The sequence below is a fragment of the Bordetella genomosp. 9 genome, assembly GCF_002119725.1.
GTDB lineage: Bacteria > Pseudomonadota > Gammaproteobacteria > Burkholderiales > Burkholderiaceae_B > Bordetella_C.
Map to the genome: position 1 here is coordinate 176,084 of NZ_CP021109.1, position 20,412 is coordinate 196,495.

General features: G+C 67.4%; 18 protein-coding genes and 1 pseudogene. 9 read left to right on the top strand and 10 right to left on the bottom strand.

The window, feature by feature from the left end:
* The first annotated feature begins 13 nt into the window (after positions 1–13).
* A complete protein-coding gene (locus tag CAL13_RS00820; protein ID WP_086073451.1) occupies positions 14–1,102 on the top strand; it encodes a GlxA family transcriptional regulator in 1,089 nt (362 codons plus the stop codon).
* Here the strand turns inward: CAL13_RS00820 and CAL13_RS00825 are convergent.
* The 3 genes from CAL13_RS00825 to CAL13_RS00835 form a co-directional block, all read right to left on the bottom strand.
* A complete protein-coding gene (locus CAL13_RS00825; protein ID WP_198297697.1) occupies positions 1,054–2,343 on the bottom strand; it encodes an alpha-hydroxy acid oxidase in 1,290 nt (429 codons plus the stop codon). The genes CAL13_RS00820 and CAL13_RS00825 overlap by 49 nt on opposite strands.
* Before the next feature lie 52 nt (positions 2,344–2,395).
* The gene (locus tag CAL13_RS00830; RefSeq protein WP_086071216.1) at positions 2,396–3,388 is read right to left on the bottom strand and encodes a Bug family tripartite tricarboxylate transporter substrate binding protein; all 993 of its coding nucleotides are present in this window, start codon (positions 3,386–3,388) and stop codon (positions 2,396–2,398) included.
* Between the two features lie 62 nt (positions 3,389–3,450).
* Positions 3,451–4,188: a ribonuclease activity regulator RraA gene (locus CAL13_RS00835; protein WP_086055811.1), complete on the bottom strand. Its 738-nt coding sequence runs from the start codon at positions 4,186–4,188 to the stop codon at positions 3,451–3,453.
* Positions 4,189–4,392: 204 nt separating this feature from the next.
* Here CAL13_RS00835 and CAL13_RS00840 point away from each other — a divergent pair, with 204 nt between their 5' ends.
* Positions 4,393–5,262, top strand: coding sequence for a LysR family transcriptional regulator (locus CAL13_RS00840; RefSeq protein WP_086071217.1), 870 nt, complete (start codon positions 4,393–4,395; stop codon positions 5,260–5,262).
* Positions 5,263–5,286: 24 nt separating this feature from the next.
* On the opposite strand, the gene CAL13_RS00845 is transcribed toward CAL13_RS00840, so the two are convergent.
* Positions 5,287–5,607, bottom strand: a complete 321-nt coding sequence (locus CAL13_RS00845; RefSeq protein ID WP_086055812.1) for a PsiF family protein — start codon at positions 5,605–5,607, stop codon at positions 5,287–5,289.
* 209 nt (positions 5,608–5,816) lie between these two features.
* Here CAL13_RS00845 and CAL13_RS00850 point away from each other — a divergent pair, with 209 nt between their 5' ends.
* The 7 genes from CAL13_RS00850 (at position 5,817) to CAL13_RS00880 (ending at position 13,083) form a co-directional block, all read left to right on the top strand.
* On the top strand, positions 5,817–6,566 hold the full coding sequence (locus CAL13_RS00850) for a helix-turn-helix domain-containing protein (protein WP_086055813.1): 750 nt from the start codon (positions 5,817–5,819) through the stop codon (positions 6,564–6,566).
* An 84-nt stretch (positions 6,567–6,650) separates the two neighbouring features.
* The gene (locus CAL13_RS00855; RefSeq protein ID WP_086055814.1) at positions 6,651–7,418 is read left to right on the top strand and encodes an ABC transporter substrate-binding protein; all 768 of its coding nucleotides are present in this window, start codon (positions 6,651–6,653) and stop codon (positions 7,416–7,418) included.
* A gap of 30 nt (positions 7,419–7,448) precedes the next feature.
* Positions 7,449–8,102: an amino acid ABC transporter permease gene (locus CAL13_RS00860; protein ID WP_086071218.1), complete on the top strand. Its 654-nt coding sequence runs from the start codon at positions 7,449–7,451 to the stop codon at positions 8,100–8,102.
* A gap of 84 nt (positions 8,103–8,186) precedes the next feature.
* Complete coding sequence (locus tag CAL13_RS00865; protein ID WP_086055816.1) at positions 8,187–8,918, top strand: amino acid ABC transporter ATP-binding protein; 732 nt, start codon at positions 8,187–8,189, stop codon at positions 8,916–8,918.
* A 69-nt stretch (positions 8,919–8,987) separates the two neighbouring features.
* A complete protein-coding gene (locus tag CAL13_RS00870; RefSeq protein ID WP_086071219.1) occupies positions 8,988–10,277 on the top strand; it encodes an NAD(P)/FAD-dependent oxidoreductase in 1,290 nt (429 codons plus the stop codon).
* Between the two features lie 147 nt (positions 10,278–10,424).
* The gene (locus CAL13_RS00875; protein ID WP_232462472.1) at positions 10,425–11,642 is read left to right on the top strand and encodes an SAM-dependent methyltransferase; all 1,218 of its coding nucleotides are present in this window, start codon (positions 10,425–10,427) and stop codon (positions 11,640–11,642) included.
* Positions 11,632–13,083: an FAD-binding oxidoreductase gene (locus CAL13_RS00880; RefSeq protein WP_232467726.1), complete on the top strand. Its 1,452-nt coding sequence runs from the start codon at positions 11,632–11,634 to the stop codon at positions 13,081–13,083. Before CAL13_RS00875 ends, CAL13_RS00880 begins: the two co-directional genes overlap by 11 nt.
* A 988-nt stretch (positions 13,084–14,071) precedes the next feature.
* Here the strand turns inward: CAL13_RS00880 and CAL13_RS00885 are convergent.
* The 6 genes and pseudogenes from CAL13_RS00885 to CAL13_RS00905 form a co-directional block, all read right to left on the bottom strand.
* Entirely contained in the window at positions 14,072–15,037 is a 966-nt protein-coding gene (locus tag CAL13_RS00885) for an ABC transporter permease (protein WP_086071220.1), read from the bottom strand.
* On the bottom strand, positions 15,024–15,986 hold the full coding sequence (locus tag CAL13_RS21400) for an ABC transporter ATP-binding protein (RefSeq protein ID WP_086071221.1): 963 nt from the start codon (positions 15,984–15,986) through the stop codon (positions 15,024–15,026). Before CAL13_RS21400 ends, CAL13_RS00885 begins: the two co-directional genes overlap by 14 nt.
* Positions 15,983–17,149: a COG1470 family protein gene (locus CAL13_RS00895; RefSeq protein WP_086071222.1), complete on the bottom strand. Its 1,167-nt coding sequence runs from the start codon at positions 17,147–17,149 to the stop codon at positions 15,983–15,985. Before CAL13_RS00895 ends, CAL13_RS21400 begins: the two co-directional genes overlap by 4 nt.
* A 291-nt stretch (positions 17,150–17,440) precedes the next feature.
* Positions 17,441–18,625, bottom strand: coding sequence for an acetyl-CoA acetyltransferase (locus tag CAL13_RS00900; protein WP_420042432.1), 1,185 nt, complete (start codon positions 18,623–18,625; stop codon positions 17,441–17,443).
* A 204-nt stretch (positions 18,626–18,829) separates the two neighbouring features.
* Positions 18,830–19,084 (bottom strand): annotated as a pseudogene (locus CAL13_RS21405) (Zn-ribbon domain-containing OB-fold protein); the annotation flags it as partial.
* Positions 19,085–19,138: 54 nt separating this feature from the next.
* Complete coding sequence (locus CAL13_RS00905; protein WP_086071223.1) at positions 19,139–20,410, bottom strand: CaiB/BaiF CoA transferase family protein; 1,272 nt, start codon at positions 20,408–20,410, stop codon at positions 19,139–19,141.
* Positions 20,411–20,412: the final 2 nt, after the last annotated feature.

Genomic DNA, 20,412 nt, shown 5'->3' on the forward strand with positions numbered 1-20,412 from the left:
AAGCGAGGCCGACATGCAACCGCAAGAGCAAGGCGGGGAGGACGCCATATCGCCGCGCGCCGGCCGGCGGGTCGTCGTACTGAGCTACCCCGGCGGCAATCTTCTGGACGTCGCCGGTCCGGTACAGACGTTCGAAACCGCGAACCGGCAGGCACTGGCCTCCGGGCACTGGCGCGAGCGTCCGTATGAGGTAATCGTGGCTTCGGAACACGGCGGCGCCGTGGCGAGCGGCGCCGGTCTGTCAGTGTCGACGCGGCCCATTTCGGCCCTGGCCGCGGCTTCCATCGATACCCTGATCGTGCCCGGCGGCAGTCCCGACGATCGTCCGGCGGCATTGCCGGGGCTGGTGCGCTGGGTGAACCGGCACGCCGGCCGCGTGCGGCGCGTCTGCTCCGTCTGCACCGGCGCCTTCATTCTGGCCGAGGCCGGCGTGCTGGATGGTCTGCGAGTGACCACGCACTGGAAGTGGGCGGCGCGGCTGCAGGCCATGTATCCCGCCCTGACGGTGGATGCCGATCCTATTTTCATCCGGCAGGGCCGCGTATGGACGTCCGCGGGGGTAACGGCCGGCATCGATTTGACGCTGGCGCTTGTGGAGGCCGACCTGGGACACCGGATCGCCCTGGCCGTTGCGCGGGAATTGGTTGTATTCATCAAGCGCCCCGGCGGCCAGTCGCAGTTCAGCATTCCGCTGAATGCGCAGCACGATTGCGGCGCATCCGGCTTTGCCGAATTGCATGCCTGGATGGCGGCGCATCTGCGCGACGACCTGCGCGTGGCGCGCCTGGCCGAGCGTGCGGGCATGTCGGCGCGCACTTTCGCCCGGGCGTACGCGGCCGCGGTGGGCCGCACGCCGGCCAGGACGGTCGAATCCATGCGGTTCGAGGCGGCCTGCCGCGCGCTGGAGGAAAGCCACGCGCCGCTGAAACGCATTGCGGCCGATACCGGCCATGGCACCGAACAGAATCTGCGTCGGGTGTTTCTCAGGCGCCTGCGCATTACGCCGCAACAGTATCGCGCGCGTTTCGCGCCGCGCGACGGTGCGCTCGCCCCCTATGCCGCCGTCCCCGCCGGCGAGGACGCGGTCGCGCTGGAGGGGTAAGGCGCCGGCGCGGTGCGGGCGACCAGGTGGCGGCGGGCGTCCAGCTGCGTCAGGTCGGTAATGCCCAGCATGGCCATGTCGCGTGAGACTTCCCGCGTCAGCAAGCCGATGGCGTGTCGCAGCCCTTCCGGTCCCGCTGCCGCCGCGGCGTAGCCGAAGGGGCGCCCAACGAAAACCATTTTCGCGCCCAGCGCCATGGCCTTCAGAATGTCGGTGCCCCGGCGCACGCCGCCGTCCAGCATCACGGGAATGTCCGGGCATGCCTGCACGATGGCGGGCAAGGCGCGCAGCGGCGCGATCGCGCCGTCCAGCTGGCGGCCGCCATGGTTGGAAACGATGATGCCGTCGGCGCCCGCATCGCGCGCGGTGCGCGCGTCGTCGGCCCGCAGGATCCCCTTCACGATGAGGCGGCCGCGCCACTGGCGGCGAATGGCGCGCAGGTCATCCCAGTTCAGATGCCCGCGTTCCGAAAAATCGCGCAGCACGGAGGGCGACAGGATAGGCGCGCCGCGCGTCGCGTAGTTGTTCTCGAAGTGCGGCATGCCGTGCTGGGCCATCGTGCGCAGGAATGCGCCGAAGGTCCAGCGCGGATGCGTCAGGCCCTGCCACAGCAGGCCCAGGCTGGGGCGCAGGGGCGCGGAGAAACCGCTGCGCGCCGTGTTCTCGGTGTTGGGCGGCACCGGCGTATCGACCGTGACGACCATGGTCTCGAAATTCGTGCGCGCCACGCGATCGATCAGCTTGACGATGGCGGCGCGATCGCCCGGCAGATAAGCCTGGAACCAGGCGCCAGGATGCGCTTCGGCGACTTCCTCCAGCCGGATCAGGGACGATCCGCTCATGATCATCGGCAGGCGCGCCTGGGCGGCCGCACGCGCCATGACCAGGTCGCCGCGATACGTCGACAGCGCCGTCAGGCCCAGCGGCGCGAACCCGAAAGGCGCGGCGTAATCCTGGCCGAACAGGCGCACGGCGGTGCTGCGGCGGGAGACGTCGACCATGACCTGTGGAAGAAACGCGTAGTCGCCGAACGCCGCGCGATTGTCGTCGAAGGCGGCGCCGCTTTCGGCATAGCCGGCCATGTAGCCGTAGACGGGCCGGGGCAGGCGGCGCCGCGCGAGCGCCTCGAAGTCGTCCAGGCACAACACCCGCCGCAGGCGGCGCGGCACGGCGGGGCGTGCGGTGGGCGTTTGCGGGATGACGGGTGGCGCCAGGCGGGCCTGCGGATCGGGGGCATTCATGGTTGGGGGTGCTTCGTGTTGCATGGTGATTGCCGGAAAGGCGCCGGCTCGCTTATTCCGGCTTGATGCCGGCCTTTTGGATCAGGTCGCCCCATTTCCTGCTTTCCGCCACCATGTACTCGCGGAAGGCGCTGCTGCCGCTGCCAACCAGCGTCATGCCCTGGTCATGCAGTTTGGCGCGCAGGCCGGGATCCTGCAGGCCCGCGCGCACGCCCTGCTCCAGCCGCGCCACCGCGGCTTGCGGCGTCCCGGCGGGCCCGTACAGGCCGAACCAGGTCAGGGCTTCGAAACCGGGCAGGCCCGATTCGGCAACGGTGGGAATCTCCGGCGCGCTATCGGCGCGCTGCAGGCTCGATACGGCGATGGCGCGAAGCTTGCCGGCGCGAATGTGAGGCAGAAGCGTGGGCAGATTGCTGAACATCAGTGGAACCTGGTTGCCCAGTAGATCGGAGATGGCGTTCGCCTCGCCCTTGTACGGCACGTGCACCATCTTCACGCCTGCCATCGCGCAGAACAGTTCCATGGAGACATGCTGCGGTCCGCCCAGGCCTGACGAGGCGTAGACCAGATCGCCCTTTTTCTCGCGCGCGTACTGGATGACGTCTTTCACCGTCTTCAGGGGCAGCGCGGGGTTGACGACCAGCACCAGCGGGACGGAGGCGATCAGCGATATCGGAACGAAGTCCTTCAGCGGATCGAAGCGCAGGCCGGGATACAGGCTGGGCGCGACCACCATCGTCGATTGCGTGCCGAGCAGCAGCGTGTAGCCGTCCGGCTTGGCGCGGGCCACCGCTTCCGCCGCGATGGTGCCGGTGGCGCCGGGCCGGTTTTCGATGACATAGGTCTGTCCGAATTGCTTGCCCAGACTTTCGCCCATCTGCCGCGCCACCAGGTCGACCGCTCCGCCCGCCGAAAATCCAACCATCAGTGTCGTCGGACGGGATGGGTAGGCGTCTTCGGCGTGGACGGCGCGCGCCAGCGGCGCGAGGCCCGCAGCGATCAGGCCGGCCAGCGCCTGGCGGCGGGTCAGCGTCGGATGATGCATGGTTGTCTCCATAGGGTCTCGTTATGTTTGTCCGCACGGCGGGGACGCCATGCGCCGGCGCGTCAGGCCTTGCTCCCGCCGTTGCGCTGCGCGCGCCAGGCCTGATAGCGCGCCTGGTTTTCGGCGTTGGGCGGATAGAGGCCGGGCAGCTGCGCACCGCCTTCCACCTGTTCCATGATCCAGGCTTCCTGCTGCTCCTGTTCGACCGCGGCCTGCACCACTTCTTCCAGCATGGCGTCGGGAATCAGCACGGCGCCGTCCGCGTCCAGCACGATGACATCGTTGGGGAAGACGGCCACGCCGCCGCAGCTGACCGGTTCCTGCCAGCCCACGAAGGTCAGCCCGGCCACCGAGGGCGGCGCCGCCGCGCCGCGGCACCATACGGGCAGGCCCGTGCCCAGCACGCCGGCAAGATCTCGCACCACGCCATCGCTGACGAGCGCGGCTACGCCGCGCTTGCGCATGCGCGCGCACAGGATGTCGCCGAAGATGCCGGCGTCGGTCACGCCCAGGGCATCGACCACCGCCACACATCCTTGCGGCATGGCCTCGATGGCCGCGCGGGTTGAAATGGGCGAAGCCCAGGACGCCGGCGTGGCCAGATCTTCGCGCGCGGGCACGAAGCGCAGGGTAAAGGCGCGGCCGACGATGCGCGGGCTGTCGTCGCGCAGCGGGGCGGCGCCGCGGATCCAGACGTTGCGCAGCCCCTTTTTCAGCAGCACGGTTGTGAGCGTGGCGGTGGTCACCTGAGAAAGGGCCTGGACGATGCGCGGGTCCAGGGGGGCCGGTTGTGTGGTCATGTATCGCTCCGAATGGGCAGGAAAGGAGGCGGCGCACCCGCGGCGGGAGGCGGGCTGGCCTGAAAGGGGCCGGCGCCGCGCGCGTGACGGCGGGGCGTCCACGAGACAGGCGCCGTAAACGGGAATTGTTGTGCCCGCGACGCTCAAGCACAATTGGTTTTTTGAATATTGAAAATCAACAAAAAGTGGATTCTGGAGGCGCCAATGGACACCCGGTTCCTGGACAGTTTCGTGATGGTGGCCGAGTGCGGGTCGATGGCCGAAGCGGCCCGGCGCATGAACATCACGCCCACCGCGCTTGCGCAGCGCATCCGGTCGCTGGAACGGGAGTTCGGATTGCCGCTCTTCACGCGATCCGGGCGCTTCGTGCGCATTACCGAAGGCGGCGCGCGCCTGCTGGCGCGGGCCGGGCATTTCCAGCGGGAGCTGCGGCAACTGAAGGCCGCCACGCTGGCCGACGGCTTTCCAGGCGGATTGCGCATCGGGACCATCCGCACGGCATTGACCAACGTGCTGCCCGAATGGCTGACGCTGCTGGCCAAGCGGCATCCCGACCTGGATGCCAGCCTGGAGATCGGCGCCTCGCACGAGCTGTATCACCAAGTGGCCAGCGGCAAGCTGGACGCCGCGGTGCTGGTCGAACCGCCTTTCCGGGTGCCGAAATCCTTCCGCTGGCAGCCCATGCGCGTGGAACCGCTGATCCTGCTGGCGCCGGCGCGGCTGGTGAAAACCGAGCCCGACGCGCTGCTCGCCGCGCAACCCTTTCTGCGCTATGACCGCCGGACCTGGGGCGGCATGCTGGCGGACCAGTATCTGCGCCAGCGCGGCCTGACGCCGCGCGAGCGTTTCGAAATGGATTCTCCGGACGGCATCGCGATCCTGGTGGGACGCGGGCTGGGAGTGTCGCTGGTGCCGGACTGCTACCGGCCGGGGAGCCTGCCGCGCAGCGTCGCCGCGGTGCCCGTGGGCGGCAGCCGGCTGGCGCGCAGGCTCGGCATGCTGTGGCCGGCCAGGTCGCCATACGGACGCCTGTTCGAAGCGCTGATGGACGAGGCGCCGCGGGAAGCCGCGTGAAACAGCGGCCGCAGCGCCGCGCGATCAGCTCGTACCCTTCAGGCAGCTGCTCATGAACGTTTTGCGTTTTTCGCCGCTGAGCGACTGCTTGCCTGCCTGCGCGTTGCAGTCCTTCATGCGCTGCTGCTGCGGCGTCAGCGTTGCGGCGGGTTTTTCGCCCTTCAGGCAGGCGCTCATCGCCGACTTGTATTCATCGCCATGTTTGCCTTTGTTGGCGGCGCTGCATTCCGCCATGCGCTTCTGCTGGGGCGTTTGCGATTTGGCGGGCGGGTCTTGCGCCAGGGCGGCCGATGCGCAGAAGGCCAGGGTCGATGCGACGATCAAGGTGCGGGTACGAAAAAGCATGATGTCCTCCGGACAGGAGGGCCGGCGACCTGGCCGTCTTGCATGCCCGGCAACCGCTTCCGGCCCTGCATACGCCGGCGCGTTTCGCCGGTGCCGGGATGATCTGCCAAACCGGCGTGCACGGCAAGAGGCCGGGATTTCCCCGGTTGTGGCGATTCGAGCCGCGCCCGTAGCATTGAAAATTACAAGAACATGAAAATTTCACGGCCATGACTCTTGCCGCTTCCGCGCGCAAAGCCCGCACGACGCCCGACATCGACGCCTCGCCCCGCCGCGCGGGTGTGCCGGCGCGGCCGGCCGGACGGCCGGTGAAGCGGGCGCATTCCCTGGTGGATCTCTGGCTCGGCGAACAGTTGCGCCAATTGCGCAAGGAACAGGGCCGGTCGCTGACCGACGTCGCGCGGGCCTGCGGCATGTCGGTGGGCTTGTTGAGCCAGATCGAGCGCGGCATGAGTTCGATTTCCGTCAACATGCTACGCGCGGTTGCGCGCGAACTTCATGTGTCGCCCGATGCCCTGCTGCGCAACGCGGAACATGACGATGGCTCTTCCGGCGGCCATGTGGCGCGCGCCGGCACGCATCGCGTCATCCGCATAGACGAGAAGGGCATCGCCAAGGAGGTGGTCACGCCGCCGGCGGCGCGGGCCATGGATTTGTGCCGCATCACCATCGCGCCGGGCGGCTCCACGGGCGACGCGCTTTTCGTCACGGACAAGGGCGAGCAGGTGGGCATCGTCCTCACGGGTCAGCTGGAGCTGCGCATCGAAGACCGGGTCCTGCTGCTGCGGGCCGGCGACAGCTTCTGCTATGCCAGCCGCACGCCGCGGCGCTGGCGCAATCCCGGCGACACCGACACGGAAGTGGTATGGGCCATCAGCAACATCGCGGATGACGGCGTGGCTGCCGGTCCGGCGGCCGCGGCGCGGCCTGGGCGCCGGCCAAAGCAAGGTGGCGGTTGAAGGCGATGAAAGTAACGAAGCAGAATCCCGGCGCGAATCGCGGGTTGCGCCACACGCGTGTTTTCACATAGGAAGAGGACGACCATGAAACTCAGATCCATTGCCGTATCCGCATTCGCCGCCCTCTCGGTGGCGGCCGTTGGCGCCGCCGGCGCACAGACCGTGGTGAAGGTCGGATCCACGCCGACGGGCAGCCCGTTCACGTTCCTGGACACCAAGACCAACACCATCGAAGGCGTGATGGTCGACATCATGAAGGCGGTAGGAAAGGAAGCCGGCTTCCAGGTGCAAATCGAACCGATGGCGTTTTCCGCGCTGATCGGCTCGCTTACCTCCAAGCGCATCGATGCCATTTCCGCCGCCATGTTCATCACGCCCGAGCGGCAGAAGGTGGTCAGTTTCTCCGATCCGGTCTACACCTACGGCGAAGGGCTGATGGTGCCCAAGAGCGATACCAAGGAATACAAGAGCTTCGCCGACATGAAGGGGATGACGGTGGGCGTTCAGGTGGGCACGGCCTTCGTCAAGCCGATCCAGGAAAGCGGCGTGTTCAAGGAGGTGAAGCTGTATGACAACCCGCCGGATATGATGCGCGACGCCAATGCCGGGCGCATCCAGGGCGGTTTCATGGATTATCCGATTGCCGCCTACACCATCAGCCAGAACCGCAACGCCTACGGCAACCTGCGCATGGTGAGCAGCTATAAGCCCAGCGTGACAGGAAGCGTCGGCATCGCCACCCGCAAGGACGACGCCGAGCTGCTGAACAAAATCAACACCGCGCTCAAGAAGCTCAAGGGTGACGGCACCATCGACACCATCCTGAAGAAGTGGGGCCTGGATGGCGGTTGAGCGGCGCGGCAACCGTCGGGGGACGAAGCAATGAGGGAATTTCTTCAGGACGCGGCGGAGTACCTGCCCATCCTGCTGCAGGGGGCGAAGCTGACGATCCTGGTGACGGCGGGATCGCTGGCGCTATCGACCGTGCTGGGCCTGGTCTGGGCATTGATGCGGGTATCGGGCATCAAGCCCCTGGCCAAGTTCAGCGCGGGACTGATCAATGTCCTGCGCGGCATTCCCATCATCGTCCTGCTGTTCTACATCTACTTCGTGATGCCGGATATCGGCATTTCGCTGACCGCCGTGCAGGCCGGCATCATCGGCCTGGGCATCGCGTACTCGGCCTACCAAGCCGAGAATTTCCGCGCCGGCATCGAAGCCATCGATCGCGGCCAGATCGAGGCCGCCATGGCGATGGGCATGAGCTGGAGCCTGACCATGCGCCGCGTGGTGCTGCCGCAGGCGGTGCGCATCGTGCTGCCGCCGTATGGAAACATCATGATCATGATGCTCAAGGACTCGTCGCAAGCGTCGACGATCACGGTGGCGGAGCTTGCGCTGCAGGGCAAGCTCATCGCCGTGTCGACCTTCAAGAATGCGACGGTGTTCAGCCTGGTGGCTCTGATGTACCTGGTCATGTGCGTGCCGCTCATTCTCTTCGTGCGGCACCTGGAAAGAAAGAATGCCGCGAAGTGAAAGCGGCAGGCCATGCCGCCGCCCTTATGGTGCCGCGGCGGCGTTGGCAACACAGGGGAACCGATTGAATAGGAAGCTTGCCTCATGATTGTCATGCGCGGCGTGCACAAGCGCTTCGGCGCGCTGGAAGTTCTGAAAGGCATCGACGCCGAGATCAGCAAAGGCGAGGTGGTGTGCATCATCGGGCCGTCGGGATCCGGGAAGTCGACCATCCTGCGTTGCATCAACGGGCTTGAACGCTACGAGGAAGGAGACATCACCATCGACGGCCAGCGCGTCGATTGCGACGCCGATTCCATCGTGTCGATCCGCACGCAGGTGGCCATGGTGTTCCAGCGCTTCAACCTTTTCCCGCACCGTACCGCCCTGGAGAACGTGATCGAAGGGCCGATCTACGTCAAGGGCGAGCCGCGCAAGCAGGCCACGGAGCGCGGGCGCGAATTGCTGGCCAGCGTGGGGCTGGCGGACAAGGAAAACGCCCATCCGCCCCAGCTTTCGGGCGGGCAGCAACAGCGCGTGGCGATTGCCCGCGCCCTGGCCATGCAGCCCAAGGCCATTCTGTTCGACGAACCGACGTCGGCGCTGGATCCGGAGCTGGTGGGCGACGTCCTGGGCGTCATGCGCAAGCTCGCCGAAGCCGGAATGACCATGGTTGTGGTCACGCATGAAATGAGCTTCGCCCGCGAGGTGGCCGACCGCGTGCTGTTTTTCGACGGCGGCGTGGTGGTGGAACAGGGGCCTGCCCGGGAAGTGCTGAACCACCCCAATCATCCGCGCACGCAGGACTTCCTGCGGCGCGTGCTGCACCCGATGTAAGCGCGTATTCGAGCGCTCCCGTAAGCGCACGCGCGCGCCGACACGCCGGTTTCCAGAAGGACGAACGCCATGCCGCAAGAACCTTTTCCCCTGTCGCCATCGCTGTGGGCGGCCACCGCCGTGCCGCCCCCGCCGACGCAACCGCTGACGGAGTCGGTCCAAGCCGACGTGCTGGTCATTGGCGGCGGCTATGCCGGTCTGAGTACCGCGCTGCATCTGGCCGAACGCGGTGTCAACGTCGTGGTGCTGGAGGCCCGGGAAATCGGGTTCGGCGGCTCGGGCCGCAATGGCGGCCAGGTCATTCCGGGGTTGAAGTATGACCCGGACGAGCTGCTGCAGCGATATGGACCCGAACAGGGCGAGCGGGTCATCGATTTCGCGGGCGGCACCGCGGATGCGGTGTTCGACCTGATCGAGCGGCATGGCATGAATGTGCCGCGGGTGCGGGCGGGCTGGATACAGGGCGCCCATACACCCGAGGCGCTGGACGTGGCGCATCGCCGGGCGGCGCAGTGGGCGCGGCGCGGCGTGAACGCCCAGCCGCTGGACAAGGGCGAGGTCAGCGAGCTGCTCGGTACGGACAAATACCTGGGCGGCTGGGTGGACCGCCGCGCGGGCACGATACAGCCCTTGAGTTATGCGCGGGAATTGGCCCGTACGGCCATCGCCGCCGGCGCCCGGGTGCATACGGACAGTCCCGTCTCCGCTTTGCAGCGCCAGGGCGGACGTTGGGCGGCCGTTACCGCGGCCGGCGCCACCGTCACCGCCGATCGGGTGGTGATGTGCACCAATGCCTATGGCGCCGGCCTGTGGCCCGGCCTGAAGCCCACCATCATCGACGCGAATACCTTCCAGGTGGCGACGCGCCCGCTGCCCGCCGACGTGCGCGCCGCCATTCTCCCGCAGGGGCATGTCTCGTCGGATACCCGCAACCTGCTGCTGTACTTCCGCCAGGACCACGAGGGCCGCCTGCTGATGGGCGGACGCGGCCCGTTCCGCGAGCCGAAGGGGCCGGCGGACTGGCGCCATCTGGAACGCGTGATGGTGAAGATGTTTCCCGCGGTGGCGGGCATCCCCTTCGAGTACCGTTGGTGCGGGCGCGTCGCCATCACGCGCGATTTCCTGCCCCACCTGCACGAACCCGAACCGGGTCTTTTGATCGACATCGGCTGCCAGGGCCGGGGCGTGGGGCTGCAGACCGCCATGGGCAAGGCCATGGCCGCCTATACCGCCAACGGCGACCGCAACGCTTTGCCGGTGCCGCCGTCGCCCATCAAGCCGTTTCCACTTTATGGACTACGGCGCATCTACGTGAATGCCGTGGTCACCTGGTACCGCATGACCGACGGCGGCGTATAGAACCGGCTGCCGTAAAGGTTCGTCGCACTTAAATACATGTCCCCGGGTTAACGGAGGTTTGCCGCATCCGCCTGCGCGAGTAGAGTTTCATCGATCTTCCTTGGCTACCACCCCAGACGGCCGCGCGCCGGGGTAAAGGATCTTGGGATGGCGATGTCTCTGGCTCTCAATGGCGCATTGGAAAACCTGAGCCTGCTTTCCGGGACGCCGTTCGCGGTGCAGCTTCCGGGCGGCGCCAAGCACAAGATGGGTGGCGGGGACCCCGCCTTCACCCTTGTCTTCCACACCAAATCGGCGCTGGTCGCGACGGCGGCGCGAGGTCATATGGGCCTGCTTGAGTCGTTCTTCGACCAGGAGGTCGACGTCGATGACCTGGGCGCCGCGCTTGCCGCGGCGATGTCGGGCGGCTTCGAAAAGCGTTCTTCGCTGCTGAATGCGAGCGAGAATCGTCTTCACGAGTTGCGCTACTCCAACCACAGCATCGCGCAAGCCAAGGCCAACGCGCGCTTCCACTACGGCCTGGGCACACGCTTCTACAAGCTGTGGCTGGACGATCCGCTGATGATGTACACGTGCGGCTACTGGGACGAGAACACCCGTACGCTTGAAGAGGCGCAGCGCAACAAGGTCGAACATGTATGCCGCAAAATCCTGCTGTCCCCGGGCGACCGCTTCATCGACATTGGCTGCGGATTCGGCGGATTCATGTTTCACGCCGTCGAGCGCCACCAGGCGGTTGGCGTCGGCCTGAACAACACCACCGAGCAAGTGGATTGGCTGCGCGACGAAATCGGCCGCCGCGGCCTGGGCGACAAGCTGCAGGTGCGCGAGGCCGACTTCCGCGAGGTGGACGGCCAGTACGACAAGGTGGTGTCGATCGGCGTGCTCGAGCATGCCGGGCGCGACCAGCTTGCCGAGGTGGTTCGCGCGCACGCCGATTTCCTGAAGCCGGGCGGGCTGGGCATGCTGCATTTCATCGGGCATGTGGGGCGTTTCGAGACGGAGCTGTTCATACGCAAGCACGTTTTCCCCGGCGGATGGATCCCCAGCCTGGCGGACGTGATCGTGGAAATGGAGCGCAGCGGGCTGGAGGTCGTGGATATCGAGAACCTGCGCCGGCATTACGCGCCCACGCTCGACGCCTGGGCCAGCCGGTTCGACAGCCGCTGGGAGGAGATCCACGCCATCGATCCGAAGCGTTTTGACGAACGCTTCCGGCGCATCTGGCGCACCTATCTGCTGGGCTGCGCGGAGATGTTCCGGCTGGCGAATGGCTACACGCACCTGTTCCAGATCGTGTTCAGCAAGGGCAACATCACGCGGTCCAACTACCCGATGTCGCGGGCGCATCTGTATGCCCGGTGAACGCCTCCAAGATGCGGTCCGCGAACGGCCCGGCGCCGGCCAGTCCGGCGGCCATGCCGCCCGCGTGGACGCCTTGCGCGCGCAACTGCGCGCCATGGGCGCGGAAACACGGACGTCCGCCGCCGCGCCAGGCCCGCACGCGCAAAGCGAGTCCGGCCAGAGCCAGGCGCCGCTGGGCCTTGCCAAGCGCACGTCGAATCTGTTCCGCGACCGCACCGAAGGCGCCAAGCGCCGCCTGGACCTGAGCGACTTCACGCACGTCAATGGCGTGGACACGGAGGCGGGCACGGTCGACGTGGAAGGCCTGACGACGTACGAGGCCCTGGTCGATGCGACGCTGCCGCATGGGGTGATGCCGGCGGTGGTGCCGCAACTGAAAACGATCACGGTCGGCGGCGCGGTGGCCGGCGTGGGGATCGAGGCGACTTCGTTCCGTCACGGGCTGGTGCACGATACGGTGACATCCATCGATGTGCTGCTGCCGGATGGCGATATCGTGACGTGCGCGCCCGACAATGACTACCGGGATCTTTTCTACGGCTTTCCGAACTCGTACGGGACACTCGGGTACGCGCTGCGGCTGGTGATGCGGACGATCCCGGTCAAGCCCTTCGTACGGGTGACTCATGATCGCTATTCGTCGCCGCGCGCATTTTTCGATGCGGTGGCGTCGGCCTGCGATGGCGATGTGGATTTCGTCGATGGCGTGGTGTTCGACGGGAACACGATGGTGTTGAGCACCGGGCGTTTCACTGCGTCGGCGGAGGCGGCCAGCGACTATACCTACGAGCAGATCTACTACCGGTCCTTGCTGGCGAAGCCGCGGGATGTGTTGACCGCGAAGGGCTATATCTGGCGCTGGGATACCGACTGGTTCTGGTGTTCCCGCAATCTCGGGGCACAGCATCCGCTGTTGCGGCGGCTGTATGGCCGGTCGCGTCTGAACTCGCGCACCTATACCGGGCTGATGCGATGGAATTCGCGCTGGGGCCTGACCCGGAGGCTGGCGCGCTGGCGCGGGCTGCACCCGGAGTCGGTGATACAGGATGTGGATCTGCCGATCGAGGAAGCGCCGGCGTTTCTGGATTTCCTGCTGCGGGAGATCGGGGTGCTGCCGATCTGGATCTGCCCGATACGCGTGCCGGCGTCGCAGCCGTCGTTCACGCTGTATCCGGTCAGGCCGGGGAGGCTTTATGTGAATTTCGGGTTTTGGGATGTGGTGTATAGCCGTCAGGCGTTGCCGGCGGGGCATTACAACCGGCTGATCGAACTTGAAGTGATGCGGCGCGGGGGGATCAAGTCGCTGTATTCGGATTCCTATTTTTCGCGGGAGGAATTCGATGGGGCTTACAACATGGCGGCGTATGAGGCGTTGAAGCGGCGATACGATCCTAATGGGCGGATGTTGGGGGTGTATGAGAAGTGCGTGGGGAAGGGGTAGGCGGGTATTGTCGTGTTCGGTTTTTTTGGGAGTGGTTGTTTTGCGGGGGTGTTGTGTTTTGGGCCGTCCGGCGGGGTTGGCGTTCGCCTCGGACGGCCCGATCGCCCGGTCCGGCGCCCTGCGCGCCGGACACCGCTGCGCTGACCTCGTCCGGCGGCCGCTGTCTTGCCGTTTTCTGCTTGATACCCGTGCGGCTCGCCTCCCTACGGTGCCCGCTTGCTCGGGCTCAACGTGCCGTCCGAGGCGAACGCCAACCCCGGCGGACTCCGGGATGTCTCAACGACCGGCATCTGGGGCGGGTGGTGTTCTTGCGCTTCGTTGGCCGCACCGGTTTTGGGGGGAAGAGTTTGTGCTGCCCGACGAAAGCGGCCGCCCTGCGCGGCCGCTTTCGTCATACGCCTTGTGCATGGCGATGGGTGGGCGCTGCGCGCACCGCGGGCCGGGGTGTCACGACCAGAGAGGGTCGAGGGTGTCAGGAATTTCGTGTGCGGGCCGTTACCTCAATAGTCCAAGACAAAGCGCCCTTCGAATTGGATGGCAACCCGCCCTTCTGCGTTGGCCCAGCATACAAGCCGTCCAACGCCGATCACCGCCCTCTGCAAGCCGCTGCGGCGTAAGCCCATTGCGCCCGCGCAGGGCGGGCGCAATGGGCGGGCACTTCACTCTCTTCCACCCCCCCTGTCGGTCCCAACGAAGCGCAAAGAACCCCACCCGCCCCAGACGCCGGTCGTTGAGACATCCCGGAGTCCGCCGGGGTTGGCATTCGCACCGGACGGCACGTTGAGCCCGAGCAAGCGGGCACCGTAGGAAGGCGAGCCGCACGGGTATTCACAAGAACGCAACCACCCAGCGGCCGCCGGACGAGGTCAGCGCAGCGGTGTCCGGCGCGCTGGGCGCCGGACCGGGCGATCGGGCCGGCCGGGGCGAATGCCAACCCCGGCGGACGGACCAGGAAACCAACAACCCCGCGACCGACAACCCCCACCCCTTAAGCCCGCACTTCCTGCCGCTGAAACACCACGTACGTCACCGCGAACAGCAGGATCACCGCAGCGATAAGCCCGACAGCCTCCGGCCAGACGATTGCCAGGCTCTGGCTAAGGGCCAATGGCGTGCCCATCACCGCGCCTTCCAACTGATCCAGGAAGATCGGCCCGAGCGTTCGCGTCATCGGGCTCAGCACCGCGATCACCGACTCGTTGAACAGCTGTGTCGGCGACAGACGCTGCAGCGCCTGGGTCCACTGCAGCGTCTGCAGATCGGGCTGTCCGAGCAGCTGCGAGGCCAGGCTGGGCGGCGAGATGGCCTGAGCGATCGCCGGCGCCAGCATCGGCCACAGCAGCGCCATGAAGAGCCAGATGCCCAGCGCCACCAGCGCCGAGGTGGCGGCCGACCGGAAGGCCACCGACAGCAGCATCGAAACGGCCAGCCACACGCCGGCGTACAGCAGCGCGAACAGCAGGAAGACCAGCGACCGCGCGATCTCCTCGCCGCTTGGCGGGACGCCGAGCAACAGCAGGCCCAGGCCGATCACCAGCAGCCACAGGCACAGCAGGCAGATCGCCAGCGTCCCCATTCCCGCTGCGAACTTGCCGAGCAGCAGCGCGTCGCGGTAGATCGGCTGGGCCAGGATGCGGCTCATCGTGCGGCGGTTGTATTCGCCGTTGATCGCGTCGAAGCCCAGGCCGATTGCCACCAATGGGATCAGGAACCCCAGGATCGCGGCGAAGGACGGCATTGGCGGGCGCGACAGGGTGAACAGCCGCAGGAAAACGAACGGGTCTTCCGCGGTCGTGCTGCGTATCTGGGCAAAGGCGCCATACAACGCCGCTGCGGCCGTCAGGATGATGAGCCATTCCAGTACCCGCATGCGGGCGCTGGACAAGTGGTCCGACAGTTCCTTCAAGGCGACGGTGCCGACGCCCGTCCACGGTGAACCTTCACGCTGCCGCATGCGCGTTCTCCTTGGCTTGCGCCGCTTCCTGCTGGAAGAAGCGGTTGTAGATGGCATCCAGGCTGGGGATATCGACGGATAGCCGGCGCAGCGCCCCGCCCGCCTGCACCACGGCGCGCGCGGCATCGGGACGGACATCGCTTTGCGCCAACAGGCGGTAGCGGCCCGGGCCGGCGAGCTGCACGGATTGGACGCCCGGCACAGCCTGCAGGTGGCCTGCCAGGTCGTCACCCTGCGCCTCCACTTCCACGGTATAGCCGCCGCCCAGCACTTGCGTGGCAAGTTCCGGGACGGTGCCCATGAGCGCAATGCGGCCGCCGCGAAACAGCGCCACGCGATCGCAGATGCGCTGCATGTGATCGAGCAGGTGCGAGGACAGCAGGACGGTAACGCCGTCGGCCTTCAGGGATCGGATCAGCTCCAGGAATTCCTCGGTGGCCTGCGGATCCAGCCCGGACGTGGGTTCGTCCAGAATGGCGACGCGCGCCTGCTTGACGACGATCTCCGCCAACCCCAGCCGCTGCCGCATGCCGCGCGAGTACGTGGCGACACGGCGGTCCGCCACGTCGGAAAGCCGCATGCGGGCGAGCGCCGCGTCGATGCGGCGATGCCTTTCGGCGGGCGGCAATCCCAGCAGGCGGGCGGTGTAGGCAAGGTTGTCGCGCGCCGAAAGCTGGTCGTAGAAGCCGACGGCGTCGGGCAGATAGCCGAGTTCGCGTTTGACAGCCAGCGGCTCGCGCTGCGGGTCGCGGCCCATGACGCGCACCTGGCCCGCGCTGACCTCCGTCAGGCCGAGCAGCATGAGGATGGTGGTGGTCTTGCCGGCGCCGTTCGGCCCCAGCAGGCCGAAGATTTCGCCTTGTCCCACCGAGAAGGAGATGCCGTTGACGGCCGCCGCGGCGCCGTAGCGCTTGGTCAGCCCGGCGGCTTCGATGATTGCGCCGCTCATCGCCGTCCGAACCTCGCGACCGCCCCGACCAGGATCAGCACCGCAATGGCGACGATGACGGCGCCGGCAATGCCCCAAAGGCTGGACGTGGAAACCGTGATGCGGAAATCGCCCGACGCATTTTGCCCGCCGGCGCTGGCGTCCAGCGTGGCCATGTAGTCGCCGGCCAGCGAGCGCGCGGAAGGCGTGATGCGGGCCTGCGCTTCCACCTGTTGTCCGGCGGCGATATGGGGGATGGTCTTGGGCTCGAAATCGATGCGCCATCCGGAGGGCGCGGTGGCGCTCAGGTTGACCGCATCGGCGTCCGCGCCGCCGTCGTTCACGACGATGATCGGCAGGGTGGACGTCTTGCCGGCTTCGGCGGCGCCGCTCATCAGGCCGTCGCGTCCGGAGATCCGCAGCGAAGGCTGTCCGGTGATTTGCAATTGCAGCGCGGCGGAGGCTCGCACGCCTTCGGCGGAGGCCGTGACCTCGATCGGGTAGTCGCCCGGCTTGGCGTTGCCGGGCGGGCGCACGGTGAGTTTCACATCCTTCGACTGACCGGCCTTGATCGGCAAGGTGCTGATCTGCTGGGTGCCGTACCCTTCGGTGAAACTGGGTTCGAAGAACTTTGGCGTTTTCGCGTCGAAGCTGACAGTCAGGTCCTTGCCGCTGTCATTCTTGACGGTGAACTGGTAGTCGAAGGACGAGCGCGCACCGCCCTTGATCGACGGCAGTGGCGTCTCCAGCGTGAGCTTGGCCGGCAATTCCTTGGCGAGCATCACCTGCAGGGGCAGTACGGCACGCTGGCCATTGCCCTGCGCGACCACGTTCAGCATATGCGGCTGCGTGCCGGCGTCCGCGGGCACCTTCAGGCGCAACTGCAGGGATACGCTATCGTCGGTCGCCGCCATGGCGGCGCCTACCGGCTGGCCGCCCCCGAGCAGGGTCGCGGTCCACCCCTTCGGCACGTCTTCCACCTGCAGGTCCAGGCGCGCCGGCGGCAGGCCGAAATTGCGCAGCCGCATGTCGATGGTGGACGTCGTGCCGGGCTGCACGGTGACCGCGGGGTAGTCCGTCAGCAGGTACAAGCCCTTGACGTCGCGGGCGTTCTGCGCGGAAGCGGCGCAGGAGAACAACAACAGGGCGGCCATGCAGGCCAGACGGGATAACGTTTTTCGCATAGTGGTCTGGAGCACGAAAAGCCCGCGAACCCGGCCTGCGACAGGGGCATGGCGGCACGACGCACGGCATCGGCGGCGGGCGGGTCAACATAAGGCCCGCGTGGGAGCGCCCTGCCGGCCGTGCCCGAAGGCGCCTCCTTTGCCCGCCGGTGTCCCATCGCGCGATGTAAAAGTCCGTCTGTGTCCCCGAAAGTTCCCTGCGTAAATGCGACAAAAAGAAACTAGTTGAGACGGCGGCATGCGCGCCGGCCGGGTTGGCTGCGAGGCAGTCCGGCAGGCGGCGCCGGCGCCTCAAAGCGCCGCTGCGTTGCCCAGGACGACCGTGCTTTGGCTCGACAACGTGCCGCCGTTGCCATGAACCAGCGCCGTGCGGCAGCCGGCCACCTGGCGTGCGCCGCACTCGCCGCGCAGCTGCCGCACGGCTTCGATCAGCGCGAAGATGCCGTACATACCCGGATGGCAATACGACAGTCCGCCGCCACTGGTGTTGACCGCCAGCGCGCCGCCGGGCGCGATGCGGCCGCCCTGGACGAAGCGGCCGCCTTCCCCCTTGGGGCAAAAGCCCAGGTCTTCCAGGAACAGCAGCGTCGTAATGGTGAATGCGTCGTACAGCTGCAGCACGTCCATGTCCTGCGGCGCCAGTCCGGCCATGCGGTAAGCCAGTGCGCCGGACCGCGCCGCCGCGGTGGCCGTCAGATCGGGCATGGCGGAAATCGAATAGTGGCTCAGCGCTTCGCCGTGCCCCAGCACATAGGCGGGCGGCCGGCGCAGATCGCGCGCGCGGTCCGACCCCGTCAGGACGAGCGCGCCGCCGCCGTCGGTCACCAGGCAGCAATCGCGCAAGGTCAGCGGATCGCTGATCATGGGCGAGGCCAGGACTTCGGCTACGGTGAGCGGCTTTTTCTCCCAGGCCGCGGGATTGCGCAGCGCCCATTGCCGGGCCGCGACGGCGACTTCGGCAAGCTGTTCGCGCGTGGTGCCGTACACATGCATATGCCGCGACGCCGCCAGGGCATACGAACTGGCGGTGTAGAGCGGCCGGTAGGGCGCCTCGTGCGGATTCGGATCGGGCGCCGCCACGTTCGCGCGCCCCATGCTGCGCTGCGTGCTGCCGTAGGCGATTACCGCCACCTGGCACAGGCCTGCCTCGATGGCGGCGTGGGCGCGCGCCACCATGGAAAGAAACGATGCGCCGCCAATGTTCGTGCCGTCGTGATGGCGCGGCTGGATGCCAAGGGTCTCGCACAACGCCAGCGTCGGCATGCGGCTTTGCGAGGTCGTGGCGAAGACGCCGTCGACGTCGCCAAGCGTCAAGCCGCAGTCGTCCAGCGCGCGGCCGACGGCCTGGGCCATGAGGTCCAGCGGGCCGAGGCCGGGCGCGACCTTGCCCAGGTCCGATTCGGCGGCGCCGACAATGGCGACGGCGCCGCGGCGCAGCGGGAGCGGCGCGGTGCCGCGCGCCGCCTCGTGTTGCAGCGCTGCATGCGATGCCAGGCCGGGCCCGACCGCGATGGCCCGCGGCTGCGCCGGTGCGGGCGTGTCCGGCGCGGCCGCCGCAACGTCATGGCCAGTGGCGGCCTCGAAGACCGGAAAAGGGTCGCCATCCTCTTGGGCCGCCTGCGCTCTCAGGCGCACGCGCATGCCGATGACCGGCGCGGCCCCGCCGGCCGTTTCGACACGGCTCATCAGGCGAAAGCCTTCATCCATGTCCACCAGCACGACGTTGTAGGGCGCGCCGTCGCGCGGCCGCACGACGGTGACGGCATGAACGGCGCCCAGCCCCGCGCTGATGCGCCACTGCAGCGCGCCGTTGCCGGAACCGGGGCCGAGCACGCGCGGCGGAAATACGGGGCGCCGGGTCTGCGGATCGTATTGATAGGCGAGCTGGCCCTGCGCCAGATGACGGCGATAGATCGCCAGCGGCGATTCGTACATGTCGGTGTGCTCCGATAGGCGCTTGGAGGATCGGTGAACCGGAGGCGGCCCTGCTTACAGGATGCGCCGGTTGCGCAACCCGGCGATGCGGTCGGCGTCGTAGCCCAGCAGGCGGGCCAGGACCTCGTCGGTGCTGTCGCCCAGCCTGGGCGGCGGCCGGTCGTGGCACGGCGGCGTATCGCGCAGGCGCAGGGGGCTGGCGATGGTCGATACGACGCTTTGCGGATCGTCGGCGCGGGCGATGTCGACCCGCAGGCCGCGATGGCGCACCTGCGGATCCTCGAACACCTGCGCGTAATCGTTGATACGTCCGCACGGCACGCCATGGGCTTCCAGCAGCGCGATCCATGCCTGAGCGGGGCGGGTCAGCATCGTGCGCGCCAGCTCGGGGACCAGCGCATCGCGGCCCTGGATGCGGCCGGTCACCTTATGCCAGCGCGGATCCGCCGCCAGGTCGTGCCGGCCGATCGCGGCGCAATAGCGCTGCCACTGGTCGTCATTGCCCACCGCCACGACGATTTCGCCGTCGGCCACGGCAAACACCTGATAGGGCACCAGGCTGGCATGCGCGTTGCCATAGCGGTGCGGCGGCTTGCCGGTGACGAAGTAGCCGGTGACCTGATTGCCGCCGAGCGCGACGATGCAATCGAGCAGCGCCATGTCGATGTACTGTCCCTTGCCGGAGACCTGGCGGTGATTGAGCGCCGCGAGGATGGCGATGGTGGCGTACATGCCGGTGATGACGTCGGCGATGGCAATGCCTGCCTTCTGCGGACCGCCGCCGGGCAGGTCGTCGCGTTCGCCCGTAATGCTCATGAACCCGCCGATGGCCTGGAAGACGAAGTCGTACCCCGGCTTGTGCGCGCTGGGTCCGTCCTGGCCGTAGCCGGTGATGGAGCAATACACCAGCCGCGGATTGACGGCCTTCAGGCTCTCGTAGTCGAGCCCGTAGCGCTTCAGGTCGCCGATCTTGTAGTTCTCGATGACAACGTCGCTCTGCGCCGCCAATTCGCGGGCGATGCGTTGTCCCTCGGGCTTGGAAATGTCCAGGGTCAGGGACTTCTTGCCGCGGTTGGCGGCGGCGTAATAGGTGGAATCATGCGTGTCGGCGCCGTTGCCGTCGCGCACCCACGGCGGTCCCCAGGCCCGCGTATCGTCGCCGATTCCGGGACGTTCGATCTTGATGACTTCGGCGCCCATGTCGGCCAGGTTCTGGGTGCACCAGGGGCCGGCGAGGATGCGGGAAAGGTCCAGCACCCGGATGTGGGACAGCGCGCCGCGCCGGCCGTCGCCTGCCGCGGCCGGGTTTTCCAAACTTTCCGTCATGC